Source organism: Nonomuraea sp. NPDC049625 (assembly GCF_040675285.1).
Classification (GTDB): domain Bacteria; phylum Actinomycetota; class Actinomycetes; order Streptosporangiales; family Streptosporangiaceae; genus Nonomuraea; species Nonomuraea angiospora_A.
Genome location: NZ_JBFAOQ010000010.1, coordinates 287,504 through 311,784, shown reverse-complemented (window position 1 = coordinate 311,784; position 24,281 = coordinate 287,504). Strand labels below are relative to the sequence as shown.

Genomic DNA, 24,281 nt, shown 5'->3' with positions numbered 1-24,281 from the left:
ACGGATCAGGCGAAGACCGTGCCCGCCTCCGTGAACAGGGCATTCAGCGCCCGCATGCCGCGCCACGCCTTCGTCAGGCCGAACTGGGCGGAGAAGCGCACCACGGCACGCGCCTCCTCCGGCGTGGCGCCCGCCTTCAGGGCCCGCGTCACGTGGACGCGGAAGCTCTCCTCCAGCGTCTGGAAGAGCACGTCGACGGTCATGGTCGCGAACGCGCGCTCGCGAACGGTCAACCGCCGCATCCCCGCGCGCATGCGCGACTGCAGGTCCATGTAGTCGGCGAAGGCGGGGTCGAGATTGCGTACGGCCTGCCGGGTCGGCGCGGGGATCGGGCTGGTCAGCCCGTCGGCGTCGATCGGGTGCCCGTCGCCCGTGGGGCCGGGCAGGCCCTGCTCGCGTTCGATGTCGACCAGGCGGGCCAGCGCCGACAGGGCCGCCGGGTAGCCGCTGTCGTAGGCGATGAAGCGCAGGAGTTCGCGCAGGTCGTCGGCGGACAGCCCGTTCTCGTACGCCATCGCCACGTGCGCCTCGAAGGGCAGCCCGAGGGTCTGTTGGCAGACGTCGCCGACCAGGGACAGCAGGATTTTCTCCCGCATGGACAGCTCGGTGATCTCCTCCCAGATCATGCGGTCGGTGGCCTCGCTCATCTCCGCGAACACCGGGTCGAGCGTCTTGGCGTGGACTTTCATCGATGCTCCTCGATAACTGTACGGCTGTAGCGCTACGACTGTAGTGCAACGCCCGTCTCGTTACAATGGCTCCCATGAACGTGACCAACCCCCGCTCCCGGGGCCGCAACCCCCGAGGCCAGGGCGAGCGGCTGCGCGAGGACATCGTCACGGCCGCCCTACGGCTGCTCGACGAGCTCGCCGACGACCAGGCCCTGTCGATGCGCGCGGTCGCGCGGGAGGTCGGCATCGCCGCCACCTCCGTCTACATCCACTTCGCCGACCGCGACGCCCTCGTCCTGGCCGCTCTGGAGCAGTGCCACCGCGACCTCGTACGCGCCCTCGACCAGGCCGAGACCGCCGCAGACCCGGTGGCGCGCCTACGCGCCCGGCTGCTCTACCTGGGCGACTGGGTACGCCGGCACCCGGGCCTGTACAAGGTCCTCCACGAGAGCACGCTCAACCAGCGGGCCAGCATGGAGTTCAAGCAGGAGCTGGGCGAGCGCACCACGGCCGCGGTGCGGCGCTGCATGGACGCCGGGCTCGCCGCCCCCGGCGACGCCGCGGAGGTCTCGCTCGACCTCCGGGCGGCGGTGCACGGGGCCGTGTCGATGCGGGTCAACCAGCCCGACCTGCCCTGGCCGCCGCTGGAGGCGCAGATCGACCGGTTCCTGATCAAGCTGGCCGGGATCTCTCTGGGTTAGACGCTTTGATCTCCCGGGCCGCCGGGTGATAAAAGGTTGATTGGTGCGATTCCAAGGTGCGGCGGTGACAGCCCGCCGGTTCTGCCGGTTCCGGCGGGACGACTCGGTGCGACTCCGGGCCACGCGGTGACACCCCGCCACCTCTCGGGCCTGTCCGGCCCCTGGTTCCCGCTGTCGAGAGGTGGTGTCGCATGTTCACCGGAAATATCCAGGAAATCGGCACGGTGGTGGCCGTCGACGAGGCGCGCATCGCGGTCAGTGCCCCCGGGGCCGCCGCCGGCGCGCCGGGTTCGATCTGCCTGAACGGCGTGGGCCTGACCGTCCTCAGGACCGCGCACGAGACGCAACCGCTGGAGGCCGGGCTGTCGGCGGAGACCCGGCGCAGATCGACCCTCGACCAGATCAGGCCGGGCACGCGGGTCAACGTGGAGACCCCGTTGACGCTGGGCGACCCGCTCGCCGGTCACCTGGTCCAGGGCAACGTGGACGCCGTGGGCAAGATCGTGCGGATCGATGACGAGGGGGTCGCACGGCGCTTGTGGATCAAACCGCCCGAGCGCTTCCTCTCGCTGGTCGTCGCGAAGGGGCAGATCGCGGTCGACGGCGTCAGCCTGACCGTCGCCGAGGTGGCCCGCGACCGGTTCTCGGTGGCGCTGATCCCGCTGACGCTGCGGGCCACCACGCTGTCGGAGCTGTCCGTCGGCGATCGGGTGAACCTGGAGCCCGACCTGGTCGTCCGCCTGGCCCGCCGCCGCCTGCCCGACCTGGCGAAGTCGGTGACCGAGGTGGTCGCGGCACTTCCCTGGGCCGGACGGCTCTCGGGCGCGCGCGGCGTGCAGCAGGCGCTCACGCAGCTCGCCGCCGGAGGAGCCGTGGTGATCTGGGACCCTGAGCGGGAGAGCGAAGGCGACGTGGTGTTCGCGGGGGCCCGGTTGCGCCCGGAGGCGTTCACGTTCCTGCTCACCCAGGTGTGCGGCCATCCGACCGTGCCCTGCGCGCCCGAAATCCTCGACCGGCTGGAGATCGGCCCCGTCCCCGGCCCCGGCGACCGGCACGGCACCCGCCCGCACATCCCCGTGGACTTGACCTCCGGGACCGGCACCGGGGTCTCGGCCGCCGAACGCGCCGCGACCGTGCGCCGCCTGGCCCATCCGGACGCCAGGCCGGCCGACTTCCTGCGGCCGGGACACGTCTTCCCGCTCGCCGCCCGCCCCGGAGGGCTGGCCGAACGCGCCGGACACACCGAGGCCACCGTGGCCATGTGCGTGGCGGCCGGGCTGCCGCCCGTCGGGGTGTGCTGCGAGGTCATGAACCCCGACGGCACCATGGCCGGCGCCGCCGACCTGGAGATCGCCGCCCTGCGCTGGGGCCTGCCCCTGCTGGACGTGGCCGACCTCGGGAAGCACCTGTGACCGCCAATCCGTACGAGTCGATCGGGCTCGGCTACTCCCACCACCGCCGCCCCGACCCCCGGATCGCTGCCCTCATCGACCAGGCCCTGGGGCCCGCCCGGACGGTGGTCAACGTGGGCGCCGGGACCGGCTCCTACGAACCGCGCGGCCGGCAGGTCACCGCCGTGGAGCCGTCCACGGTGATGATCGAGCAGCGTCCTCCCGGCTCCGCGACGGTCGTCCAGGGCTATGCCGAGTCCCTGCCCTTCCCCGACCGGTCGTTCGACGCCGCGATGGCAATCCTCACCGTCCACCACTGGACCGACGCGGCCGTGGGCCTCGCCGAGCTGCGCCGGGTGTCCGCCCGGCAGGTCGTCCTCACCTGGGATCCCGCCGTCACGGTACGATTCTGGCTGGTCGCGGAGTACCTCCCGGAGATCGCCGAAGCCGACGCCCGGCTTGCCGCCCTCGCGGTGGTCGAGACCCACCTCCGGCGTGACGGAACGCCGGTGACCGTCGTCCCGGTCCCGGTGCCGGCCGACTGCACCGACGGGTTCCTGGGCGCGTACTGGCGACGCCCGCACTGCTACCTCGACCCGCAGGTCCGCGCCGCCATCTCCGCGCTGGCGACCCTCGACCAGGAGCGGGTCGAGCGCGCGATGCGGCGCCTCGCCGCCGACCTCGCGACCGGGCGCTGGCACGAACGCCACCGGGCTCTCCTCGACGCCGACAAGCTCGACCTCGGCTACCGCCTGGTGACAACGTCCAGCACGGCCACCGCCTGATGATGGTCGGCGATCAGGCAGGTACGCAGAGGGCCGTCCCAAGCGGTCGAGACGCCGGCTCGCGGGTCCGAATCCCAGGAGGCCCCGGTCAGGTCCGCTTGCGGCACGCCACCGCTGCCTTGATCGCCGCCGAAGTCCGGAGAATGTCCGGTCACTGACCTGGTCAGGCGCGCTTCCGCAAGCCACAATCAGTGCGGTGTTTCGCCCCTGATCATCGACACCGACCGGCGGCCGGCATTGAGTGACCTGGCCCCCGAACTTCGGCAAGATCACAAAGCACTTGGAGGTGCAGCAATGGACACACCCGCGTATGTGAAGGCCGTTGTCGAGCAGACGGGCACCTTTGCCGATTGGGTGCACGGCAGGGATGCGGCGGCCCCGGTGCCGACATGTCCGAAGTGGACGCTGGCCGATCTTGTCGACCATGTCGGCGGGACACAGCGTATGGTCACCATGCTCGTGGGTGAGCAGATGACCGAGCCGAGCAGGGCGTTCGCCGGCTACGTTCCGGGTCCGGCCGATTCGGGCCAGTGGCGCGCCTGGCTGAACGACGGCGCGGCCGAGGCGAGACAGGCGTTCGCATCGGTCGCCGATGACAGGCCGGTGTGGGATCCGTCGGGTGGCGCCGCAGGCGTGCCGTTCTGGTCACGTCGGTTGTTCGCCGAGGCTTGCGTGCATCGCGCGGACGCGGCTGCGGCACTCGGCATGCCGTTCGAGTTGGCTCCGGAGCTTGCCGTTGCGGCCATCGAGGACTGGCTGGACACGATGGCGTCCCGCGGCTATTGGGAGAACAGGGCGGGCTTCGCCGATGCGATGCGCGGGGGCGGTCAGACTCTGCACTTCCACGCAACCGACGCGCCTGGGGAGTGGGTGGCACGCCGGGAACCGGACATGGTCGTGCTGGAGCGCACGCACACCAAGGCGGACGTCGTGGTACGCGGCCCAGCCGTCGAGCTCCTGCTCGTGATCAGCAGGCGTCGCCCACTGGATGCGGCTCCCACGCTGGAATTGCAGGGGGATCGGGCGCTGCTCGACCACTGGATCGAACACATGGACTGGGTCACCGACGGCTGACCCACGGTGGTGGGGCCTGCTCCTCGAAGTCACGGCAAATGTCCACTGAAGTGATCTGTCGAGCGCAAGCCCCGTGGAAGGCGGAGGGTGGCGACGGCGCCGCCGCCGGGGGCGTTGGCCAGGGTCAGGTCGGCGCCGATGACCTGGGCCTGGCCCAGCGCGATCGTCAGCCCGAGGCCGTGGCCGCGGCCGCGTTCGGCGGCACCCGTGCGGAAGCGCGTCGGGCCGTCGGCGAGGAGCTCAGGAGGGAAGCCCGGCCCCCGGTCGCGGACCTCGATCACGTGGTCCCGGACCGTGATCTCCACCGGGGGCGCACCGTGGCGGTGGGCGTTGAGGACGAGGTTGGCGAGGATCCGGTCCAGGCGGCGCGGGTCGGTCTCGGCCACCGGATGACCCGAGGCCGTCACGCAGGTCTCGACCCCCACCCGGGCCGCGGACTCCTCCGCCACCTCGGCCAGCGGCACCCGTACGCGCTCGGCGACCTCGGCGCCCGTGTCCAGCCTGGAGACCTCCAGCAGGTCCTCCACCAGCGAGCGCAGCACCCGGACCCGGTCGCGTACCAGATCGGTGGCCTCGCTCTCCTCCAGCAGCTCGACCGCGGCGACCAGGCCCATCAGCGGGGTCCGCAGGTCGTGGGCGACATCGGCGGTGAAGCGCTGCTCGGCCAGCAGCCGGTGCTGCAGGCTCGCCGCCATGGAGTCCACGGCGGTGGAGATGTCAGAGATCTCGTCGCGCCCGCCCCACCGGGAGAGGCCCCGGCGGTCCGCGGCGACGCGGGCGTCCAGGTCGCCGTCCGCGATCCTGCGGGCGGTGGCGGCGACCCGGCGCAGGCGCCGGTTGGCCAGCTCGGCAATGCCCATCGAGACCGGCAGCACCACGGCGAGCGCGGTCAGCGCGGCCCGGACCATGGCTCGGTCGAGGGCACTCAGCCCGCGCATGTCCGAGGTCATGTCGACCTTCGGGGCGGCCACGAGCCCATCGCCCACCGGCTGTGCCGCCCACATCCACCGCTGTTCGGCCCGCAGGTCGTCGTACCAGGTGGCGGGCGACTCGACGGCCAGCCGCGCGCGCAGGGTCGGGGGCAGCTCGTCCACACTCATGATCGACTCGGTGTACGGGACCGGTCCCTCCTCGGGAGGAGCGTCCCTGCGGTGCTTGTCGGCGACCTCCGCGGCCGACACCAGCGCCCGCTCCTCGCCCAGCCGCATCGTGCGCTCGAGCGTCGTGCGGTGGACCAGGATCCCGACCACGGTCACGATCGCGCAGCAGGCCAGCGTGATCAGTGCCGCCAGCTTCCAGCGCAGCGAGCCCAGCATCACGACCTGCGCAGCTTGTAGCCGAACCCGCGCACCGTCTCGATCCGGTCCGTGCCGATCTTCCTGCGCAGCCGCTGCACGCAGAGGTCGACCACGCGGCTGTCGCCGTCCCAGCCGTAGTCCCACACGTTACGCAGCAGCGTGGCGCGCTCCAGCACGATCCCCGGATTGGCGGCGAACTCCAGCAGCAGGCGCAGCTCGGTCGGCGCCAGTTCGACCAGCCGCCCGCCGAGCCGTACCTCCAGCGCCGCCGGGTCCACCGTCAGCTCCCCGAACGTCAGCACGCCCGACGAAGGGGCAGGAGCAGTGGTACGGCGCAGCAGCGACCTGATCCGGGCCACCAGCACCGGGATGTCGACCGGCTTGACCACATAGTCGTCGGCACCGGCCTCCAGGCCCGACACCACGTCCAGCGAGTCGCCGCGCGCCGACATCATCAGGATCGGCACCTGGCTGGACTCCCTGACCCTGCGGCACAGGCCGATGCCGTCCAGGCCGGGCAGCATCACATCCAGCAGCAGGAGGTCGTGGCTGCCCGCCCGGGCCGCCTCCAGGCCGCTCAGCCCGTCGGCGACGGTGGTCATCCGGTAGCCGTAGCGTTCCAGGGCCAGGCCGAGGGACTCACGGATCACCGCGTCATCTTCGACGAGCAGCAGAGATGTCATGAAAGGGCACCATATCTAGCGAAGTGCGTTGACCGGTTCCATGCGAGCGGCGCGCAGGGCCGGGTAGAGGCCCGCGAGCAGCCCGACGACGGCACCGGCGGCAGGCGCCATGAGGGCCAGCCGTACGTCCATGACCGGCGTCCACTGCTTGACGGCGCAGACCGCGACGATCACGACGATCCCTCCGGAAGCGCCGATGACGCCGCCGGTCAGGCCGGTGAGGGTGGACTCCAGCAGGAACTGCGCGGCGATGTGGCGGCGGGCGGCGCCGAGGGCGCGGCGCAGGCCGATCTCGGCGACGCGCTCCATCACGGTCACCAGCGTGACGTTGGCGATGCCGACCGCGCCGACCACCAGGGAGACCAGCCCGAGGATCAGGAAGAGGGCGTCGACGTCGCCTTCCACCGCATCGCGGGCCCTGGTGGGGCTGGGCGGCGAGCCGACCTGGAGGAGGGCCTCGTTGCCGGGGCTGAGCGCGGCCGGGGCCTGCCTGGCGATCAGTTCCGCGGCGCCGAGGCCGGTGTTGATCAGGACCCGGGTCACGGTGCTCAGGCCGTAGCGCCTGCCGACGGACGGTGGCAACATGACCGCGCTCGCGAGGCTCTTCTCGCGTCGCAGGTCGCCGAGGACGCCGATGACGGTGTACGCCTGCGTGCCGATGAAGACGGCCGGAGCCCGGCTCAGCCGGGTGATGCCCAGCAACTCGGCCGCGTGCAGGCCCAGCACGACGACCTTGTCCCCGCGGGCGATGTGCCCGGCGTCGAAGTAGCGGCCCTCGATCATCCTGCCTTTGACCGCGGCGGGCAGGTCAGGGCTGCTGGAGACCACGGTCAGGGTCTGGTCGGTGACCCGGGTGGGGTCCACGATGTCGTTGGAACGGACGCTGAGGTTGGCGCTCTGCTTCGACTCGGCGAGGGCGGCGGCGGAGACCACCCCGCGCAGCCGGGTCACCCGGCCGATGTCGGCCCAGTCGACCAGGGGGAACGGGTTCTCCGGGACCTCGACCGTGACGGAGGTGGCGGTGAGCTCGTCGAAGCGGCCGACGATCTGGTTGCCCGCCGTCGCGGCGACGCCCAGGGTGACCACGAGCGTGGTGATGCCCAGCACCGTGCCCAGCGTGGTCAGCGCCGAGCGCACCGGGCGGGCCAGCAGCCCGGCCACGGCCTCGTTCAGCAGATCGCGAGGGTGCACCTCTACTCCTCCGTGAGGACGCCGTCGGTGATGCGCACCCGGCGCGCGGCCCGGTCGCTCACGTCGGTCTCGTGAGTGATGACCACGATGGTCATCCCCTGGGCGCGCAGTTCGTCGAACAGGTCGAGCACGGCGTCGGTGTTCCTGCTGTCGAGGTTGCCGGTGGGTTCGTCGCACAGCAGCAGCGACGGTTCGCCCATGAGGGCGCGGGCGATGGCGGCGCGCTGCCGCTCACCGCCGGACAGCCTGCCGGGCAGGAAGTCCACCCGGTGCGACAGCCGTACCCGCTCCAGGGCCCGCAGCGCGCGTTTCCGCCGCCCCGCGCGCGGTGCCGCGCCGTAGACCTCGGCCAGCATGACGTTCTCCAGCACGCTGCGGTGCGGCAACAGGTGGAAGGACTGGAAGACGAAGCCGATCCGGCTGCCGCGGATGGTGGTCCGAGCACCATCCTTCAAGGTGGTGGTCTCGATGCCGTCGAGCCGGTAGCTGCCGCTGGTCGGCCGGTCGAGCAGGCCGAGCGTGTTGAGCAGCGTGGACTTCCCGGACCCCGAGGGGCCAACTATGGCGACATAATCCGATTTTTCAACTCTTAGGGTGACGGCGGAGAGCGCTCTGACGGGAGGGTCGGCGGGGAACTCCTTGGTCAGGCCGTCGAGCAGGATGACCGGCTCAGGCACTGTTGATCACCACCAGGTCGCCCGGCTTGAGCTCGCCGGTCACCTCCACGGCCCCGTCGGCGGACAGGCCGGTGCGTACCTCGACCTCCTTGGTCCGGTCGGGCGCGATCTCCACCTGCACCCGGGCCCGGCCGTCCGCGGCGGTGACGACCGCCGCGGCGGGGACCACGAGCACCTCCCGGTCGGTGGCGCCGATGGTCACGCGAACCGTGACGGGCGCGCCGGCGAGCTTCTTGAGGCCCTTCATCGACGTGGGAGTGATCGTCACCGGCACGGCGCCCTTCGCGTCGCGTCCGCCGAGGGAGGTCACCGTGCCGGGGACGGTCTTGCCGGCCTCGGTCTCGATGCTCGCGTTCAGGCCGGGTTTCACCCGCTCGGCCTCGGCCACGTCCACCGAGCCCGAGACCACGAACGAGGCGCTGGTCACCGTGGCGACCGACTTGTCCACCGGCTCGCCCGCCTTGACGGCCGGCTTGTGCAGGCGGGCGGGCAGCCTGGGCAGGAAGACGACCTCTCCCGGCGGGACGGTGACGCCGTAGGTGCGGGAGAACTCGGCCAGCAGCGCCCGTGCCGCGGCCAGGTCACGCCGGGCGTTGGCCACCTTCAGCTTGACGGGCGAGAGCTGCCTGGCCTGCCGGAGCGCCTGCTCGGCGGTGGCGACCGCCTCGCGCGCCAGCCGGACGTTCTTCCCCAGCTCGGTCAGCCGCGCGGCCCGCGTGATCCCGGCCTCCTTCAGTACGCGCTCCAGCGCCGACCTGGCGGCGGCCAGATCCGCTCGGGCGTTGGCGACCCGGAGTTCGAGCAGGCGGGTGTCGGCGGGCGGCCCGGCCGTGGCACTCACCGTGGGGCTGGGCCCGAGGCTGGGCGCGGCGGTGGGCGTCGCGGTGGCCTGGGCGAGCTCCTGCTGGGCCGCCAGCAGCTTCTCCTCGGCCGCCCGTACGGCGCTCTCGGCGGCCTCGACCTTGGCCTCGTCCTCGGTGGTGCGGTCCTGCGCCCGCGCGCTCCCGAGCGCCTGTTCGGCCTCCTTGAGATCCTGCCGGGCGCCGGCGAGCTTGAGTTTCAGCGGGAGCACATCCTTGCCCTGGTCAAGAGCCATGCGCTCGGTCGCGAGCACTTCCTGGGCGGTCCGTACGGCCCGGCGCAGGTCGTCGCGCTTCTGCCGGAGCTCCAAGGTGGGCTGCTGCGCCTCATAGCCCTTCTTGGCGTAGAAGCGCGACACCGCGGCGACGGTCGCCCGGTCGAACACGCCGGTCGCGGGCGCGCGGTGACCGAGCCTGCGCAGCGCCTTCTGCAACTGCTCGACATCGGCCCCCTTGGCGCCGGAGACGATGCTGCGGTGCATCGGCACCGTGCCGGAGAAGACGAACACCGGACGCCCGTTCACCTCCATCATCACCGCGCCCTCCGCCAGGGTGCCCCGCCGGGGAGCGCGGGTCGCGCGCTGAGTGGTCTCGCTGCCGCCCACCACCCCGGCCAGCGACACCGGATAAGGCGAGCCGTACTCGAGCGCGCCGCTGACGACGACGGTGGCGACCAGCTTGCGCCGCTCGACCGCGACGGTGACCAGCGACGGTCTGGGCGGCTTGCGCGCCGCCGCCTCGTCGGCCGGGGAGCGCAGCAGGGCGGCCACTCCCCAGCCGGTCCCCGCGACCGCCAGGACCACGGCCAGCACGAGCAGCAGCTTTCCGCGAGGGGTGCGCATCACCGCTCTTGGAACCCGTACTTCACCCTGGCCTCGTTGGTGAGCCGCTTCTGCAGGGGGATGAAGGCGGCGTAGAAGTCCTTGCCGCATTCCAGGTCGACCAGCGCCGACCTGATCTCCCTGGCGAGGTACGGCCTGGCGGCCTCCGCCGTGACGGTGCCCGCCTTGCCGAGCCGGTCGGCCTGCTCGCTCCAGAGCACCACGCCGCGGCCGCTCAGCGCGACCGGCTTCTCGGAGGTCACCCGCTCTCCCTTGGACTTCAGGCACTCGGCGAACGGCGCGGCGAGCTCCAGCAGCTTGGGGTCGCCGTCGAGAGTCTTGTCGATGTTCTCGATCTCCGTGGCCATCTGGTCCTGGTAGTCGGCGACCGAGGTGGCTTTGAGGCCGTTCACCTGCCGGAGGGCGGTGACCCGGCACTCGTTCAGGGTCTTGAGGTAGGCGTCCCGCCTGGCGCCGGAGAGGCCGTCGATCGTCGCCTGGTTGGGGTCCGGGGCCTGTGTCTCCGGCGGCTTCGGATAGACGACGGCGGAGAAGACGCCGAAGCCGTTCTTGCCGCGCTCGGCCTTCATCGCCGCGTAGTCAGCGGGGTTCGCCGCGGACTTCCTGGGCGGGCTGACCGAGGGGGTGTAGGCGAAACCCTTCTGCTTCATGCAGGTGGCGATGACGGTCTCGCGCTCGCGGGCCTTGTCCATCGTGGCACCGCCACCGCCGTCGGCCGCGGGGGCCGGGTCTCCCCCGCAGCCGGTCAGCACCGCCAGACCGAGCAGACCGCACATCAGCACACGCATCGGGGACTCCTTCCCGGTGACTCACGCCGCCCTTCGCGACGCCGTGGCCACTTTGGAGCCCTCTCCCGGCCGATCTGTATTGACCGGGTATCCGCGCGTGCTCAGCCGTGTATCCGCCGCGTATCAACGCTCCGGTTCGGGGGCGTAGAAGGCGGTGGTGGCGGCGACGGCCGCGGCGACCTCGTCCGGCTCGCCGCCCGCGGCCAGGTGGGCCTCGCCCCAGGCCCGGCTGCTCTCGGTGATGTAGCGCCGCCCCTCGCCGGTCTCGTGGAACGTTGCCTCGTCGACCCCTGTGTCGCCACCGGTCGACAGGTGCAGGGCCAGGCCCAGCAGCGACAGGTCCCAGCCCACGCCGGTCGCGCCCGGCCCGAACCGCCCCCAGAACTCCGGCGGCACCTCGGCGCTGTGGCGCAGCTCGAACAGGGTGCCGCCGTCCTGCGCGGACAGGTGCACCTCGACCTCGGAGAAGCCGGGGTTCGCGCCGAACAGCCAGCTGACCTTCAGCAGGCTGGGCGGCTCGCAGCGCAGGATCTCCCCGCCCGCGTTGCCCTGGAGCTGGTACGTCCCCCCGACCCGGAGGTCCCCGCTCACCGGCAGGAACCAGCGGGACAGGCGCTCGGCGTCGGTGCAGGCGTCCCAGACGTCCTCGACCTCGGCGTCGTAGTGCCGTCGCAGCACCACGCTCTTGACGTCGCCGTCCTTCACCTCGCGCTGCGCCTTGAGCAGCTCGTCCACGATATCCATCAGGTGTCCTTTTCGTTCATGCGGCGCTCGCGCTTGCCGCGGGCCAGCTCCGTCGCCAGCGCGTCCAGTCGTTGGGTCCAGAAGCCCCGAAATCGCTCCAGCCAGAGATCGACCTCCTGCAGCGGCCCCGGCTCGACGGCGTAGAGCCGCCGGGTGCCCTGGGCTCGTACGCTGGCGAAGCCGTTGTCGCGCAGCACCCGCAGGTGCTGGGAGACGGCCGGTTGGGAGATGCCGAACTCGCGCTGGATGACGCCGGTGAGCTCTCCGGAGCTCTGCTCACCGGCGGCCAGCAGCTCCAGGATCCGCCGCCGGACCGGATCGCCGAGGACGTCGAATGCGTGCACGACCTGATTGTTCAGGATGGGCTTATATAAGTCAAACCTGGGGTAAGCCTGCGCTCAGTCGTCCAGGCCGCGGGCGCTCAGGGCCTCACCGAGGGCGTCGGCGTGCCGGAGGGAGCCGACCACCAGCGGCACGGCGAAGGCCCGGAAGCTGCGTTCGACGCCCCTGGCCCGCTGGGCCTCCCGGACGCGGGTGGCCAGCGCGGCCACGACGGGCACGCTGCGTACCGTCAGCGACAGCAGCAACGACAGCCGGAACGGGTCCAGACCCACGAACCTGGCCGGCGACAGGCAGCGCTCCAGCGCCGACATCATGGCCGAGGTGCGGGTGGTGAGCGTGACCAGCCCGGCCAGCGCGACCGCGAGGACCACGCGCAGCGTCGTGGACACCGCCCCCGGCAGGTCCACGAGCACCCACTGCATCCCGAACAGCCCCACCGCGAACCACCGCACCGGCCTGACCTGCGCCCACGCCGCCGCCACGCCGACCCCGGACAGCGCATAGAGGCCGGCCGCCACGACCGCCGCGCCTGCCAGCGCGAGCGGCGAGCTCAGCAGCACCAGCCCCGTGCACGCCAGCGCCAGCCCCGCCAGCTTGGCGCCGGCCGGGAGCCGGTGCAGCGGCGAGGAGCCGGGGACGTAGGCGCCGGTGAGGCCGTTCACGACATGATCTTCCGGTAGTGGGTGATGGCCTCGTCGGGGGTGCCGTCGGCGACGACGCGGCCCTGGTCGAGCACCAGGACGCGGTCGAAGTCGGCCAGCAGCGGCAGGTCGTGGCTGACCACCAGCACCTGTTGCGGCAGCTCGCGCAGCAGGTCGGCGACCTGGCGGGAGTGGCGCAGGTCCAGCAGTGTGGTCGGCTCGTCCATGACGAGGATGTCCGGTTCGAGCACCATGACGGAGCACAGGGCGAGCAGCTGCTTCTGGCCTCCCGACAGGTGGTGGGCGGGGTGGTCGGCGTGCCCGGCCAGGCCGTACCGGTTGAGCACGTCGTGCACGCGCCGCTCGACCTCCTCGCGCGCCAGGCCCTTGCGGCGCAGGGAGAAGGCCACGTCCTCGGCCACGGTGGGCATCACGATCTGCGCGTCCGGGTCGGTGAACAGGAATCCGACGCCCCGCCTGATCTTGGCGGCGTGGCGGCGGGTGTCGAGGCCGAGCACGGTGACGCTGCCCGAGGTGGGCAGGGCCAGGCCGTTGATCAGGCGGGCGAAGGTGCTCTTGCCCGAGCCGTTGGCGCCGACCACGCCGATCCGCCGCTCGGGCAGGGCGGCGGTGACGCCGTTGAGGACGTCGCGGGCGCCGAGGCGTACGCGCACGTCGGCGAACTCGATCACGCCCGCGCTCCGTCCCGGCCGGTGCCGACCACCTCGAACAGGGCGGCCACGCCGAGCCCGCCGCCCACCGCGGCCGTCGCCAGGCCCAGCGTCCCCGGCGGGGCTCCCCCGCGCACGAGGCGGCCGAACAGCCGGGTCACCACGACCGCGCCGGTGGCGCCCCAGGGATGCCCCAGGGCCAGCGCACCGCCGTCGGCGCACACCCGATCGTCGTCCAGGGCGTCGATCCCGAGCGCGTCGGTGACGGCCAGCACCTGCGCCGCGAACGCCTCCACGATCTCCACCGCCGCGACCTGTTCCAACTCCACCCCCGCACGCGCCAGCACCCGCCGCACCGCCGGCACCGGACCCCACCCGGGCAGCTCGGGATCGCACCCGACGACGGACCCGGCCACCAGCCGCATCCCCGGCAGGCCCGCGCGCAGCCGCTCGGGCACGATGGCCACGGCCGCGGCGCCGTCGCTGACCGGGGAGGAATTACCGGCCGTCACTGTACCGTCCGCCACGAAGGCCGCGGGCAACCGGGCCAGCGACGCCGCCCGCAGCGGCCGGGGCCGCTGGTCGTCGCGGCGCCCGCCGATCGGGACGATCTCCTCCTTGAACCGGCCCGCCTCGCGGGCGGCCAGCGCCCTGGCGTGGCTGCGGCAGGCGTAGGCGTCCTGGCGCGCCCGGCTGACGCCGCGCGCCGCCGCCAGCGCCTCGGCGGCCGGCCCCATGTCGGGGTCGGGGTGACCGTGCGGGGCGAAGGGCGCCCTGGGGTACGGCTCCATGGCACCCCGATGGGTACGCAGCGGCGCGGTCGAGGCGCTCTCCACCCCTCCCGCGATCACCAGGTCCATCTCCCCCGCCCGGACGGCCTGACCGGCCACCAGGATCGCGGCCAGCCCGCTGCCGCACTGCCGGTCCACCGTCAAGCCGGGCACCTCGTGCCCCAGGCCCGCCGCCAGGGCCGACACCCTGGCCACGTTCCCGCCGGGCCCCATGCAGTTGCCCAGCACCACGTCGTCCACCCGCCGCCCGGCCAGCTCGCGCGCCACGGCGGCGATCACGGGCGCGGCCAGCCGATCGACCGTCACGCCCTTGAACGCGTGCCCGGCCGTCCCGATGGGGGTGCGCCGGGCCGCCACGACGACGGGCTCGTCCCCGAGGGTCCGGGTCGCGGCTTCGTGGCGCGGATCGGAGTCGCGCATGTCAGATCAGCCGCCGGATGTCGGGGTCGCCGCCCGCCAGCCGGGCCGCGACCAGGGCTCGGGCGGGCTTGCCGGTCTGGGTGCGGGGCAGGCTCGGCACCGCGTACCAGCGGCGTGGCCGTTGCGCCTCGTCCAGGCCGCCCCTGGCCGTCGCCTCCAGCAGCGCGCGCGGCGGCGGCGTGGCGCACTCGGCCTCGATGACCGCCGTGACCACCGCACCCAGCGACGGGTGCGGCGAGCCGATCACGACGATGTCCCCCACACCGGGCACCTTCCTGAGCACCTCCTCGACGTCCTCGGGCACGACGGTGGCGCCCCCGGTCTGGATCGCGCCGTCACCCCGGCCGCGTACCCGCAGCACCTCTCCTACCCGGTACGGCTCCGCCACGTCTCCCACGCTCGCCCAACCGTCAGCGTCCCGGCGCAACGGGCCCGCGGCATCGCCCAGATATCCGTCGGCCAGCCACGGCGAACGCGCCCACACCTCGCCGAGCCCGCCGTCGGGCCTGACCTCGATCTCCACGCCCGGAAAAGGGCGCAGCCCGCCCCCGTCGGCGTCCACCGCCACGAACGACAGCTCCGTCGCCCCGTAATAGGACACGACCCGGACCCCCGCCCGGGCGGCCGCCGCCCGGGTGCCGGGGTCGAGGGCCGCGCCGCCGACGACGGCCACGCGCAGCGCCCCCGGGTGCTCCAGCACGTCGGGCAGCCGGTGCGGCACCAGGTGCACGACCGTGGCCCTGGCCAGCAGGCCGGGCAGCGTGCGGGAGGGCCGGCGGCCGGGAAGGAGGGCCGTCGCCCCGGTGGCCAGGGTGTGGACGGCGGCGAAGGCGTACAGGCTGGAGACGAGGGGGCCTGGGATCAGCACGACGTCGTCCGGGCCGATCCCGGCCAGCTCGCCGAGGTGCGGGAACGACTCCGTCCACGACGCGCGGGTGCGCACGATCGCGCGCGGCCGGCCGGTGCTGCCCGAGCTGAAGCACGCCCACGCCCGGTCCCCGGGCTCCGGGTCGTGCCGCACCGCCGGACCCGCCACCCCGGGCAGCGGCGCGTCCACGAGGAAACCGGGCCCGGCCGCGGCGGCGACGCTCGACCACCGCTCCCGGTCCCAGGCGGGGTCGCCCACCAGCGGCGTCGCGCCCGCCAGGTCGGCCGCGAGCACGGCGGTGAGCAGCTCGACCGGGTCCGCCAGGCCGATCGAGACCAGCGCGCCCGGGCCGATCCCGCGGCCGAGCAGGTGGCGGGCGGCGCCGTGGATCCGTTCGGCGAGCTGGGCATAGGTGAGCTCGCCCTGGGTGCCGCACACCGCCGGGCGCGAAGGGCGTTCGGCGGCGTGCCGCATCACGTGTTGTGCAACGGGCATCGAGCGGTCAACGCCCCCCGCCGGAGCGCAGCCGTTCGCGGTGCACGGCCGGGACCGCGTCCGGGTAGGCCCGCTGCGTGCCCCTGGCCACGCCGGACGCGAGCACCACCTTGATCAGGTCGCCGGGCAGGAAGACGAGGCTGGACACCGCCGTCGCGCCCAGGGACACCCCGGTGACCAGCGACTGGACGGGGATGCCGAACAGGTAGACCACCCCGATCCCGCCCACCAGGCACGCCACCATCAGCGGGAAGATCCCCGGGTTGCGGCCCGCGCGCTCGACGAGCCAGCCGGTCACCGCCGCGCCCGGGATCCAGCCGATCAGGTATCCGGCCGACGGCATGGCGAACACGCCGAGCCCGCCCCGCCCGCCCGCCAGCAGCGGCAGGCCGACGGCGACCAGCACGAGCAGCACCACCACGGCCAGCGCGGCCCGCCACGTGCCGAGGATCGCCCCCGCCAGCATCACGCCGAGGGTCTGGAGCGTGATCGGGACCGCATTGCCGAACAGGTTGAACGAGCCGGGCACGCCCAGCACCGCGATCAGCGCCGCGAACACGGCCACCCGCGCCAGGTCGCCCGTGGGGAACCCGCGCCGCTTCGATGCATCCATCATGGGGACGATCCCACACCAGAACCGCACCGTTCAGGCATGGAGAGATCCCACAACTTTCCGGGTGTTCCTCTGCTAACGATCGATACCTTCTCCACAACTGCGGTCAGGCCGCCAGGCGGAGGGCCCGGGCCACGTCGGAGGCGGACGAGGAGGTCTCCGTCGAGGAGTAGCCGCCGCGCAGGGAGGCGTCCAGGTCCTTCAGGCCGTTGCCGCTGAGCGTGATCACGATCCGCAGGCCCGGCTCCAGCAGGCCTCGCTCGTGCCGGTCGAGCAGGCCCGCGACGCCGGCCGCCGAGGCGGGCTCGGCGAAGACGCCGTCGCGGCGGGCCAGCAGCCGGTACGCGGCGAAGATCTGCTCGTCGGTCACCGCCTCGATCAGCCCGCCGGACTCGTCGCGGGCGGCCACGGCGCCGTCCCAGGTGGCCGGGTTGCCCACGCTGATCGCGCTGGCCGCCGTCTGCGGAGCCGCCACGGGAGCGCCGTGGACGAGCGGGGCCGCTCCGGCCGCCTGGAAGCCCCACATGCGCGGCAGCCGCCCGGCCAGGCCGGCGCCGTGGTAGTTGCGGTAACCGCCCCAGGTGGCGGTGATGTTGCCGCCGTTGCCGACCGGCAGGCAGTGCACGTCGGGCGCCTCGCCGAGGGCGTCCACGATCTCGTAGGCGACCGTGCGCTGCCCGGCCAGGCGCAGCTCGTTGCCGACCGAGTTGACCAGCGCGATCGGGTGCTGGGCGGCCAGCTCGCGGGCCACGCGCAGGCAGTCGTCGAAGTTGCCGTCGATCTCGACGATCTCGGCGCCGTAGCGTACGGCCTGGCTCAGCTTGCCGAGCGCGATCCGTCCCTTGGGGACCAGCACGGCGGCCGTCACCCCGGCGCGGGCGGCGTAGGCGGCGGCCGAGGCGCTGGTGTTGCCGGTGGAGGCGCAGATGACGGCCTGGGCCCCGGCCTCGGCGGCCTTGCTGATCGCCACCGTCATCCCGCGGTCCTTGAACGAGCCCGTCGGGTTGGCGCCCTCGACCTTCAGCCAGACCTCGCAGCCGGTGAGCTCCGACAGGTGCGCGGAGCGCAGGAGCGGGGTGTTGCCCTCGTTGAGCGAGATGGAGGGGGTGTCGGCGGTGACCGGCAGCCAGCGCCGGTAGTCGCTGTCGATCAGGCCATGCCAGGTTCTCATGCCCCGCACCGTAACATTCGTTTCGCGAACCTGGGTAGCCGGTATTGATGTAACATTTGTCATTGTGGAGAACGATCCGGTGGCCGACCGCCTCAGCGCCGTCTATCCCGAGCTGCCGCCCGGGGAGCGGGCGATCGTGCGGGTGCTGCTCGACGACTATCCGTTCGCGGCGCTGGGCTCGCTGCGGGCGCTGGCCGAGCGCGCCGGGGTGAGCCCGCCGACGGCGTCGCGGCTGTTCGACCGGCTGGGGTACGGCGGGTTCGCCGACTTCCAGGCCGCGGTGCGCGACGGGGCGCGGGGCCGGTCGCGGCTGCTGGAGTTCGTCTCGCGCGCACCCGACTCCCCCGCCGCCAGCCCCGAGCTGCGGCAGGCCGCCGAGGACCTGCGCGCGGGGCTGGACGGCACGCTCGCCGCCGCCACGGATCCCCTGCTCGACGCGTCCGCGGCCCTGCTCGCCGAGGCCAGGACGGTGTGGGCGCTGGGCGGGCCGCTGAGCGAGCTGGCCGCCGAATACCTGATCCGCCAGCTGGCCAGCCTGCGGCCCGGCGCGCACCGGGTGCCCGACTCCGTGCCGGCCCGGGCGCGTACCGTGCTGGATCTGAAGGGGTCCGACGTCGTGGTGGCGTACGACTTCCGGCGCTACTCCTCCGGCACCGCCCGCTTCGTCAAAGCCGCGCGCGCCCGGGGAGCGCGGCTGGTGCTCGTCACCGACGCATGGGAGTCGCCGCTGGCCGCCGAGGCGGAGGTGCTGATCAGGCTGCCGCGCGAGGCCGCCGGGCCGATCGCGCCGCTCGCCCACGAGATCGCCGTCACCGAGCTGCTGCTCGTCGCCACGGCCGCCCGCCTGGCCCCCACCGAGCGGCTGGCCGACCTCGACGCGCTCACCCGGACGCTGTGAGTTTCTTGTAGAAGAAGCTGCAGTCCTGGAGCGTGCCGTCCGGGGATCCGGCGTAGTCGGGGACGACGCCGTAGCGGGTCCAGCCGCCCGTGCGGTAGACGTGCTCGGCGGTGCTGCCGGTCTCGGTGTCCAGGAGCAGCAGGTCCGCCCCGGCGTCGAGGGCGGCCTGCTCGGCGGCGGCCAGCAGTGCGCGCGACAGGCCCCGGCCGCGGGCTTCGCGGTGGACCATCAGCTTGACGATCTCGGCGCGGTGGCGGGCGTTCGGCTTGGTCGCCAGGGCGAGGCTGACGGTGCCGGTGACGGGGCCGGTGACGGTGCCGGTGACGGGGCCGGTGACGGCGCTCCCGTCGCGGCACACCCACACCAGGAGGCTGCCGTCGGCCACCGCCGGAGCCTGGGACCGCCACCAGGCGGCGGCCTCCTCGTGGCCGAACGGCGCGAGAAAGCCCACGGACGCGCCGCCGTCCACGACGTCGACCAGCAGGCCGGCCAGCTCCTTGACGTCGGCGTCGAAGTCGTCGGCGGTCAGGCGCTCGATGGCGGGCATGGGACTCCTCCGGGGTCTTCCAGGGGACGAAGGGCTGTGGGTCATGGGAGGACGATCAGGAGGGCGTACCGGACCGGGTCGGGGCCTGGGCAACGGAAGCGGGACGGCCCCCACAGGCGGAAGCGCAGGCAGTCTCCCGCCTCCACGGTGTGCGTGTGACCGTTGGCGGTGATCTCCACGGCCCCCTCCAGCACCCAGATGTGCTGCTCGAGCCCGGGCACCGGCGACGCGTCGTACGAGATGTCCGCTCCCGGCCGCAGCCTGCCCTCCACGACCTCGCCCCGCATCCCGGGGTGGGGCGGCGACACCGAACGCCGGACGAACCCGGACTCCTCATCCCGGAACACCGCCTGCGCCCCCGCCCGTACGAGCTGCGGCGGTTCGGCCTCCACCTCGGCCAGCAGCCGCGACATCGTACGCCCGTAGACGGCGCACAGCCTGCCCAGCAGCGCGGCGGTCGGGCTGATCTCTCCCCGCTCCAGCCGCGACAGCGTCGAGCGGCTGATCCCCGAGTGGCTCGCCAGCTCCTCCAGCGACCAGCCGCGCTCGACGCGCAGCTCCGCGAGCCGCCCGGCGAGCCGGACCTCGACCTCCTCCATCTGTCTCATATAAGAGAACATATCCCATATGTGGGATCAGCGGCGACGCCGCACCTTGATGTCGCGCATGTCGGTCACCGCGAGCTGCAGGATCTCGTACGGATGCCCGTGCGCCTCCAGCGCCTCCATCGCCCCCAGCGCCGCCTCGTCCTCGCCGTCGTCGGGCCCGGCGGGCACCTGGCAGCGGAAGGTGAAGGCCGTGACGCCCGCGTCGTGGGTGAAGGTCCCGGCCTCGGTGTACGCTGCGCCGCTCGCGGCCAGCACGGCGGCCCGCCCGGCGTCGTCGAGCCCCTTGAACTTGCCCCTGATCGTCACCCTGAACACGGTCATCCCTTTCGTACGGCATAGGCCAGGACACGCTCGCCCAGCAGCCCTTCTGCGACATCCATCAGCTCCAGCACGGCGGTGGCGATGGCGTCGGGCGGCTCGCCCGCGACCGTCCGCCGGCCGATCTCGGCGTAGACCAGCGCGTGCAGGCACCCGATGTGCCAGGCCGCCACGCGCGGCAGCGGATCACCCTCGGCCGCCCCGGTCTCCTCGGCCAGCACGACGGCCAGCTCGTCGGTCATCCGGCGGCCGAGGTCGTCCAGCCGGGCGGCCAGCGTGGGCGCGGCCCGCATCATCTCCAGCACCCGCCCGAACCCCTCCGTCAGCCCCACCTGGCGCTCGCGCCCGCGCACCTCCGCACGCAGCCGCGCCAGCACCGCCCCGGCCGCCGACTGACCGGGCGGGCGCTCCCGCACGATGTCGGCCAGCCGGTGCGGCGAGGCCTCCTCCGGCGGCAGGACGAGGTCCTCCTTGGCCGGGAAGTAGTTGTAGACGGTGTTCACCGACACCTCGGCGGCCGCCGCGACCTCGGCGATCGTGACGTGCTCGAAGCCGCGCTCCACGAACAGGCCGATGGCCACGCCGATGATGCGCTGCCGGGTCTGCCGCTTCTTCCGCTCCCGAAGCCCCTCCACCATTCCTGGAGTCTACTCCAAATTTGGAGTCCATTGCAGTTTTCTGGGCCGGATGGACAGCGCCGAGCGCGACATGATCACATTGGGCTCGCTCACTCGCCTAAGTGTTCGGAGCGGACCCATGGTCAAGCGCAATATCCTCCGGTCTTTAGCCCTTGCGGCCCTCTTCCTGAGCGTGACCGCTCCGGGCGCCGCGGCCGACGACAAGCCCGCCGACCCGACATATCCGGGACCGGTCTACAAGACGGTCACCGATCGGAACGGCCTGCTCTCGCTCCAGACCTTCGGCCGTCCCGACGGCAAGGACATGGTCTTCCGGATCTCCGGCAGCGTGTACGCCAACATCGAGGGCAACAGCCTGGACCCGGCGATGCGGCACGGGCAGAAACTGTTCAACATCGAGGGCTACAACATCAGGCGCCTGTACCGGGTGCCGGACACGACGCAGGTCTACCAGCTCTCCCGTGAGATCGTCTTCTACACCGACCCCGCCGATCCCACGCGGGTCCTGCGGGAATGGAAGAACCCGATCGACCAGAAGACCTATCCGGTCATCCCCATCAACAACGACGCGGTGAACTTCGGCCCGTTCAACATCACCTCCGCCTACGTGGGCCCGCCGGTGCGCCAGTTGCATGATGAGAACGTGTGGACCAGTGACATCCCCGTACGCTCCGACTTCGGCACCGCGCTCGGCGAGCGGTTCGGCCTGGTGGGCGGCGTGTACGCGGCCCAGGAGATGTTCGACTTCTCCGTGGACGAGCGCGAGGCGGCCGTCAGGACCGTTCCGGGCACCGTCCCCTCCGGGGCCATGGAGACGAAGATCAGCTGGGCGCGGACGAGCCCGTGGGCGCCGTTCATGTGCCTGGCCGAGAGCGACGTACGCGGCCAGCTCACCTACCACGCCCGCAGCTGGTCCCTGAGCTCCTACGCCGAGATCGAGCCGTGGCTGCGCGCCGAGGTCGAGGCGAACCACCCGCTCTTCACGGCCGCCCCCACCGCGCCCGGCGCCAGCGAGAACTCCTGGAGCTCCTTCTACAACAAGCAGCTCGGCAAGGGCGCCACCACCTGGTCTGGCTGGTGTGCGGCCAACGGGCGCTCGTGACCGCCTACACGGCCCTGGCGCTCCAGATGGAGACCAGGGCCGTCAACGCCGCCGCCGACCCGAGGACCGCCATCCGCGCCGCCATCGAGCGGATCGGCGAGCAGGTCGGCGGCAGCAAGGCCTGGCTCGGCCGCGATCTGCGCCTGGTGGTGCTGCCCGAGTACGTGCTGACCGGCTTCCCGATGCGCGAGAGCTTCGCCGAGTGGCGCGACAAGGCCGCGCTCGACCCCGGCGGCCCGGAGTACGAGGCGCTGGCCGGGATCGCCGCCCGGCACGAGGTCTACCTGTGCGTGAACGCCTATGAGCGCGACGAGCACTTCCCCGAGCTGTACTTCCAGGCGTCGGTGATCCTCTCCCCGCAGGGTGCGCCGGTCCTGCGCTACCGCAGGCTGCACTCGATGTTCACGCCGAGCCCGTACGACGTGTGGGAGCGCTACCTGGAGGTCTACGGCATCGACGGGGTGCTGCCGGTGGCCCGTACCGAGATCGGCAACCTGGCGGTGCTGGCCTCGGAGGAGATCCTCATGCCCGAGCTGGCCCGCGCGCTGGCCCTGCGCGGCGCCGAGATCTTCTGCCACCCCACCTCCGAGGCCTCCTCACCGGCGCTGACCCCGAAGGCGATCGCCCGCCGCGCCAGGGCCGCCGAGAACCTGGCCTACGTGGTCTCGGCCAACAGCGGCGGCCTGAGAGGCATCCCGATCCCCGGCGACTCCACCAACGGCGGCTCGGAGGTCCTCGACCACCAGGGACGCGTGCTCGCCCAGGCGGGCGCGGGCGAGTCGCTGGTGGCCGCCGCCGAGCTGGACATGGGCGCGCTGCGCCGGCTGCGGCGGCGGCCCGGCATGGGCAACCTGCTGAGCAGGGTGAAGACGGGGCTGTGGGCCGAGGAGTACGCCAGGCACGACGGCGAGCGGCCCGGCGGGCTGTCGCAGGGCGCGCGCGATCGGGCCTGGTTCGCCGCCCGGCAGGTCGAGGCGATCGAGCGCCTGTACGGCCCGGGCGGCTACTAGGCGACAGCGCTCACGCGTTCCGTCTGATCGACCGGAGGGGGGTCGAGCAGCGGGAGCCGCAGGACGAAGCTGGCGCCGCGCGGCGCATCCTCGACCTTGAGCGTCCCGCCATGGCTCTGGGCGATGTCGCGGGAGATGGCCAGGCCGAGCCCGCTGCCGCCGGCGTCGCGGTGGCGGGCGTCGTCGAGGCGGGTGAACCGCTCGAAGATCCGCTCGCGGTCGGCGGGCGCGATGCCGGCGCCGTCGTCCGCCACCGTCACCACGGCCTCGCCGTCCGAGGCTGCCACGAGGACGTCCACGGCGCTGCCGGCGTGCCGGATCGCGTTGCTCACCAGGTTGGCGAGCAGCCGGGCGAGCTGGATGCGGGACCCGCGGACCCAGACGTCCGAGGCCGCGTGGACGCGTACGGGCACGCGGCCCGCGCGCGGCGCCTCCTGGCTCACCAGCCGCCCGAGGTCGATGAGCTCGGGCGGCGCCGGGTCGCCGGCCCCGAGCCGCGCGAGCGCCAGCAGGTCGCCGACGATGGCGTCGAGCCGGTCGGTGACCGACAGGGCCGAGCGGATGGTCTTGTGCGGATCGATCTCGCCGGGGTGGAGCAGCGCCTCCTCCAGTTGCGCCCGCAGGCCGGCGATCGGGTTCCTGAGCTCGTGCGACGTGCTGGAGGCGAACCTGCGCTGCTGCGCCACCGCCTCGTCGAGCCGGTCCAGGGTCTGGTTGGCGGTACGGACGAGCATGGCGACCTCGTCGTCGCCCGGCGGCACGGGGATGCTCAGGCTGAGGTCGCTGACGGTGATCTCGGCCAGGCGCACGCGGATCGCCTCGACCGGCCGCAGCGTGCGGCCCACCGTTCTCCAGGAGGTCCAGGAGACGATCGCGAGGAGGACGAGGGCCGCCGCCGTGAGCGCGTACTCCAGGTTGTGGCCGCGCAGCAGGGCCGGCTCCCGGCGCTCCGCCAGCACGACCTGGGCGCCGGCCGCCGTGGTGATCCGGATGGCCACCAGGAGGCGGCACCCATCGCTCCGCCGCTGGACGCGATCGTCGACGGGCGGTCGCAGTGTGCTCAGCGCCGAGCGCGCGAGGGCGGAGTGGCTGGCGGCGAGGACCCGGCCGCGCGCGTCGACCAGCTGAATGAGAGCCAGGTCGCCCGAGGTGGGTATCACCTTGGGGATCGTGCCGGCGCGGGCCGCCGCACTCCACCGGCTGGCGACCTGTTCGACCCGGTTGAAGGCGTCGTCCTGGATGCGGTAGCGGATGGCCAGCGAGGAGGTGACGCCCACCACGGCCAGCGCGACCAGGGCGAGCAGCGACGCGGCCACGGTACAGCGCGCTCGGATGGACCGGGGGCGAGGGATCACGGTCATCGTTTCCTTTCCGTCACTGCGACGGTAAGGCGGGACGATGCTGAGGAGGGTAGGCGCGTGACACCCAGGAAATTCGCATACC

General features: G+C 72.8%; 27 protein-coding genes. 7 read left to right on the top strand and 20 right to left on the bottom strand.

The window, feature by feature from the left end:
- Positions 1-5 precede the first annotated feature (5 nt).
- On the bottom strand, positions 6-689 hold the full coding sequence (locus AB0J87_RS38430; RefSeq protein ID WP_350730538.1) for a carboxymuconolactone decarboxylase family protein: 684 nt from the start codon (positions 687-689) through the stop codon (positions 6-8).
- 74 nt (positions 690-763) lie between these two features.
- Between AB0J87_RS38430 and AB0J87_RS38425 the strand changes: the two genes are divergently transcribed.
- From AB0J87_RS38425 to AB0J87_RS38410, 4 genes are all read left to right on the top strand, one after another.
- Positions 764-1,372, top strand: a complete 609-nt coding sequence (locus AB0J87_RS38425; protein WP_363973819.1) for a TetR/AcrR family transcriptional regulator — start codon at positions 764-766, stop codon at positions 1,370-1,372.
- Positions 1,373-1,563: 191 nt separating this feature from the next.
- Positions 1,564-2,784 (top strand): riboflavin synthase, encoded by a 1,221-nt coding sequence (locus AB0J87_RS38420; protein WP_363973816.1) that lies wholly within the window; start codon positions 1,564-1,566, stop codon positions 2,782-2,784.
- Entirely contained in the window at positions 2,781-3,548 is a 768-nt protein-coding gene (locus tag AB0J87_RS38415) for a class I SAM-dependent methyltransferase (RefSeq protein WP_363973813.1), read from the top strand. The genes AB0J87_RS38420 and AB0J87_RS38415 overlap by 4 nt, the downstream gene beginning before the upstream one ends.
- 294 nt (positions 3,549-3,842) lie before the next feature.
- Positions 3,843-4,622 carry a maleylpyruvate isomerase family mycothiol-dependent enzyme gene (locus AB0J87_RS38410; RefSeq protein ID WP_363973810.1) on the top strand — a complete coding sequence of 260 codons (780 nt, stop codon included), beginning with the start codon at positions 3,843-3,845 and terminating at the stop codon, positions 4,620-4,622.
- Positions 4,623-4,651: 29 nt separating this feature from the next.
- Here the strand turns inward: AB0J87_RS38410 and AB0J87_RS38405 are convergent, their stop codons facing one another.
- The 14 genes from AB0J87_RS38405 to thrC all read right to left on the bottom strand — a co-directional run bounded on the left by AB0J87_RS38405 (position 4,652) and on the right by thrC (position 17,717).
- Positions 4,652-5,938, bottom strand: a complete 1,287-nt coding sequence (locus AB0J87_RS38405; RefSeq protein WP_363974071.1) for a HAMP domain-containing sensor histidine kinase — start codon at positions 5,936-5,938, stop codon at positions 4,652-4,654.
- Positions 5,938-6,603, bottom strand: a complete 666-nt coding sequence (cseB, locus tag AB0J87_RS38400; protein ID WP_363973807.1) for a two-component system response regulator CseB — start codon at positions 6,601-6,603, stop codon at positions 5,938-5,940. The genes AB0J87_RS38405 and cseB overlap by 1 nt, the downstream gene beginning before the upstream one ends.
- Positions 6,604-6,618: 15 nt before the next feature.
- Positions 6,619-7,794, bottom strand: coding sequence for an ABC transporter permease (locus AB0J87_RS38395; protein WP_363973804.1), 1,176 nt, complete (start codon positions 7,792-7,794; stop codon positions 6,619-6,621).
- Between the two features lie 2 nt (positions 7,795-7,796).
- A complete protein-coding gene (locus tag AB0J87_RS38390; protein WP_363973801.1) occupies positions 7,797-8,471 on the bottom strand; it encodes an ABC transporter ATP-binding protein in 675 nt (224 codons plus the stop codon).
- Positions 8,464-10,173: a peptidoglycan-binding protein gene (locus AB0J87_RS38385; protein ID WP_363973798.1), complete on the bottom strand. Its 1,710-nt coding sequence runs from the start codon at positions 10,171-10,173 to the stop codon at positions 8,464-8,466. Before AB0J87_RS38385 ends, AB0J87_RS38390 begins: the two co-directional genes overlap by 8 nt.
- The gene (locus tag AB0J87_RS38380; RefSeq protein WP_363973796.1) at positions 10,173-10,961 is read right to left on the bottom strand and encodes a hypothetical protein; all 789 of its coding nucleotides are present in this window, start codon (positions 10,959-10,961) and stop codon (positions 10,173-10,175) included. Before AB0J87_RS38380 ends, AB0J87_RS38385 begins: the two co-directional genes overlap by 1 nt.
- Positions 10,962-11,084: 123 nt before the next feature.
- The gene (locus AB0J87_RS38375; protein WP_363973793.1) at positions 11,085-11,705 is read right to left on the bottom strand and encodes an SRPBCC family protein; all 621 of its coding nucleotides are present in this window, start codon (positions 11,703-11,705) and stop codon (positions 11,085-11,087) included.
- Positions 11,705-12,049 (bottom strand): metalloregulator ArsR/SmtB family transcription factor, encoded by a 345-nt coding sequence (locus AB0J87_RS38370; protein WP_192784068.1) that lies wholly within the window; start codon positions 12,047-12,049, stop codon positions 11,705-11,707. The genes AB0J87_RS38375 and AB0J87_RS38370 overlap by 1 nt, the downstream gene beginning before the upstream one ends.
- A gap of 54 nt (positions 12,050-12,103) precedes the next feature.
- The gene (locus tag AB0J87_RS38365; RefSeq protein ID WP_355196443.1) at positions 12,104-12,709 is read right to left on the bottom strand and encodes an energy-coupling factor transporter transmembrane protein EcfT; all 606 of its coding nucleotides are present in this window, start codon (positions 12,707-12,709) and stop codon (positions 12,104-12,106) included.
- Complete coding sequence (locus AB0J87_RS38360) at positions 12,706-13,380, bottom strand: ABC transporter ATP-binding protein (protein WP_350730556.1); 675 nt, start codon at positions 13,378-13,380, stop codon at positions 12,706-12,708. The genes AB0J87_RS38365 and AB0J87_RS38360 overlap by 4 nt, the downstream gene beginning before the upstream one ends.
- Positions 13,377-14,570 (bottom strand): thiolase family protein, encoded by a 1,194-nt coding sequence (locus AB0J87_RS38355; protein WP_363973787.1) that lies wholly within the window; start codon positions 14,568-14,570, stop codon positions 13,377-13,379. Before AB0J87_RS38355 ends, AB0J87_RS38360 begins: the two co-directional genes overlap by 4 nt.
- A 1-nt stretch (position 14,571) precedes the next feature.
- Entirely contained in the window at positions 14,572-15,933 is a 1,362-nt protein-coding gene (locus AB0J87_RS38350; protein WP_363973784.1) for an AMP-binding protein, read from the bottom strand.
- Positions 15,934-15,940: 7 nt separating this feature from the next.
- Positions 15,941-16,549, bottom strand: coding sequence for a biotin transporter BioY (locus AB0J87_RS38345; RefSeq protein ID WP_350730561.1), 609 nt, complete (start codon positions 16,547-16,549; stop codon positions 15,941-15,943).
- A 103-nt stretch (positions 16,550-16,652) separates the two neighbouring features.
- Complete coding sequence (gene thrC / locus AB0J87_RS38340; RefSeq protein WP_363973780.1) at positions 16,653-17,717, bottom strand: threonine synthase; 1,065 nt, start codon at positions 17,715-17,717, stop codon at positions 16,653-16,655.
- Positions 17,718-17,781: 64 nt separating this feature from the next.
- Here thrC and AB0J87_RS38335 point away from each other — a divergent pair, with 64 nt between their 5' ends.
- Positions 17,782-18,615 (top strand): MurR/RpiR family transcriptional regulator, encoded by an 834-nt coding sequence (locus AB0J87_RS38335; RefSeq protein WP_363973778.1) that lies wholly within the window; start codon positions 17,782-17,784, stop codon positions 18,613-18,615.
- Here the strand turns inward: AB0J87_RS38335 and AB0J87_RS38330 are convergent.
- The 4 genes from AB0J87_RS38330 to AB0J87_RS38315 are packed head-to-tail and all read right to left on the bottom strand — an operon-like array spanning position 18,599 to position 20,726.
- A complete protein-coding gene (locus AB0J87_RS38330) occupies positions 18,599-19,162 on the bottom strand; it encodes a GNAT family N-acetyltransferase (RefSeq protein ID WP_363973775.1) in 564 nt (187 codons plus the stop codon). The genes AB0J87_RS38335 and AB0J87_RS38330 overlap by 17 nt on opposite strands.
- 41 nt (positions 19,163-19,203) lie before the next feature.
- The gene (locus AB0J87_RS38325; RefSeq protein WP_363973773.1) at positions 19,204-19,770 is read right to left on the bottom strand and encodes an XRE family transcriptional regulator; all 567 of its coding nucleotides are present in this window, start codon (positions 19,768-19,770) and stop codon (positions 19,204-19,206) included.
- Between the two features lie 27 nt (positions 19,771-19,797).
- Positions 19,798-20,091 carry a DUF6204 family protein gene (locus tag AB0J87_RS38320; RefSeq protein WP_363973770.1) on the bottom strand — a complete coding sequence of 98 codons (294 nt, stop codon included), beginning with the start codon at positions 20,089-20,091 and terminating at the stop codon, positions 19,798-19,800.
- Positions 20,088-20,726 (bottom strand): TetR/AcrR family transcriptional regulator, encoded by a 639-nt coding sequence (locus AB0J87_RS38315; protein WP_363973767.1) that lies wholly within the window; start codon positions 20,724-20,726, stop codon positions 20,088-20,090. Before AB0J87_RS38315 ends, AB0J87_RS38320 begins: the two co-directional genes overlap by 4 nt.
- A 172-nt stretch (positions 20,727-20,898) precedes the next feature.
- Between AB0J87_RS38315 and AB0J87_RS38310 the strand changes: the two genes are divergently transcribed.
- Complete coding sequence (locus AB0J87_RS38310; RefSeq protein ID WP_363973765.1) at positions 20,899-21,828, top strand: DUF1838 family protein; 930 nt, start codon at positions 20,899-20,901, stop codon at positions 21,826-21,828.
- On the top strand, positions 21,825-22,838 hold the full coding sequence (locus AB0J87_RS38305) for a nitrilase-related carbon-nitrogen hydrolase (RefSeq protein WP_363973763.1): 1,014 nt from the start codon (positions 21,825-21,827) through the stop codon (positions 22,836-22,838). Before AB0J87_RS38310 ends, AB0J87_RS38305 begins: the two co-directional genes overlap by 4 nt.
- Here the strand turns inward: AB0J87_RS38305 and AB0J87_RS38300 are convergent.
- On the bottom strand, positions 22,835-24,199 hold the full coding sequence (locus AB0J87_RS38300) for a HAMP domain-containing sensor histidine kinase (RefSeq protein ID WP_363973761.1): 1,365 nt from the start codon (positions 24,197-24,199) through the stop codon (positions 22,835-22,837). The genes AB0J87_RS38305 and AB0J87_RS38300 overlap by 4 nt on opposite strands.
- Between the last annotated feature and the right edge of the window lie 82 nt (positions 24,200-24,281).

Coding starts and splice junctions, on each gene's coding strand:
- AB0J87_RS38430 (WP_350730538.1), bottom strand. CDS start 689: ATGAAAGTCCACGCCAAGACGCTCGACCCGGTGTTCGCGGAGATGAGC.
- AB0J87_RS38425 (WP_363973819.1), top strand. CDS start 764: ATGAACGTGACCAACCCCCGCTCCCGGGGCCGCAACCCCCGAGGCCAG.
- AB0J87_RS38420 (WP_363973816.1), top strand. CDS start 1,564: ATGTTCACCGGAAATATCCAGGAAATCGGCACGGTGGTGGCCGTCGAC.
- AB0J87_RS38410 (WP_363973810.1), top strand. CDS start 3,843: ATGGACACACCCGCGTATGTGAAGGCCGTTGTCGAGCAGACGGGCACC.
- AB0J87_RS38405 (WP_363974071.1), bottom strand. CDS start 5,938: ATGCTGGGCTCGCTGCGCTGGAAGCTGGCGGCACTGATCACGCTGGCC.
- cseB (WP_363973807.1), bottom strand. CDS start 6,603: ATGACATCTCTGCTGCTCGTCGAAGATGACGCGGTGATCCGTGAGTCC.
- AB0J87_RS38385 (WP_363973798.1), bottom strand. CDS start 10,173: ATGCGCACCCCTCGCGGAAAGCTGCTGCTCGTGCTGGCCGTGGTCCTG.
- AB0J87_RS38380 (WP_363973796.1), bottom strand. CDS start 10,961: ATGCGTGTGCTGATGTGCGGTCTGCTCGGTCTGGCGGTGCTGACCGGC.
- AB0J87_RS38375 (WP_363973793.1), bottom strand. CDS start 11,705: ATGGATATCGTGGACGAGCTGCTCAAGGCGCAGCGCGAGGTGAAGGAC.
- AB0J87_RS38355 (WP_363973787.1), bottom strand. CDS start 14,570: ATGCGCGACTCCGATCCGCGCCACGAAGCCGCGACCCGGACCCTCGGG.
- AB0J87_RS38350 (WP_363973784.1), bottom strand. CDS start 15,933: ATGCCCGTTGCACAACACGTGATGCGGCACGCCGCCGAACGCCCTTCG.
- AB0J87_RS38345 (WP_350730561.1), bottom strand. CDS start 16,549: ATGATGGATGCATCGAAGCGGCGCGGGTTCCCCACGGGCGACCTGGCG.
- thrC (WP_363973780.1), bottom strand. CDS start 17,717: ATGAGAACCTGGCATGGCCTGATCGACAGCGACTACCGGCGCTGGCTG.
- AB0J87_RS38330 (WP_363973775.1), bottom strand. CDS start 19,162: ATGCCCGCCATCGAGCGCCTGACCGCCGACGACTTCGACGCCGACGTC.
- AB0J87_RS38325 (WP_363973773.1), bottom strand. CDS start 19,770: ATGAGACAGATGGAGGAGGTCGAGGTCCGGCTCGCCGGGCGGCTCGCG.
- AB0J87_RS38320 (WP_363973770.1), bottom strand. CDS start 20,091: ATGACCGTGTTCAGGGTGACGATCAGGGGCAAGTTCAAGGGGCTCGAC.
- AB0J87_RS38315 (WP_363973767.1), bottom strand. CDS start 20,726: ATGGTGGAGGGGCTTCGGGAGCGGAAGAAGCGGCAGACCCGGCAGCGC.
- AB0J87_RS38300 (WP_363973761.1), bottom strand. CDS start 24,199: ATGACCGTGATCCCTCGCCCCCGGTCCATCCGAGCGCGCTGTACCGTG.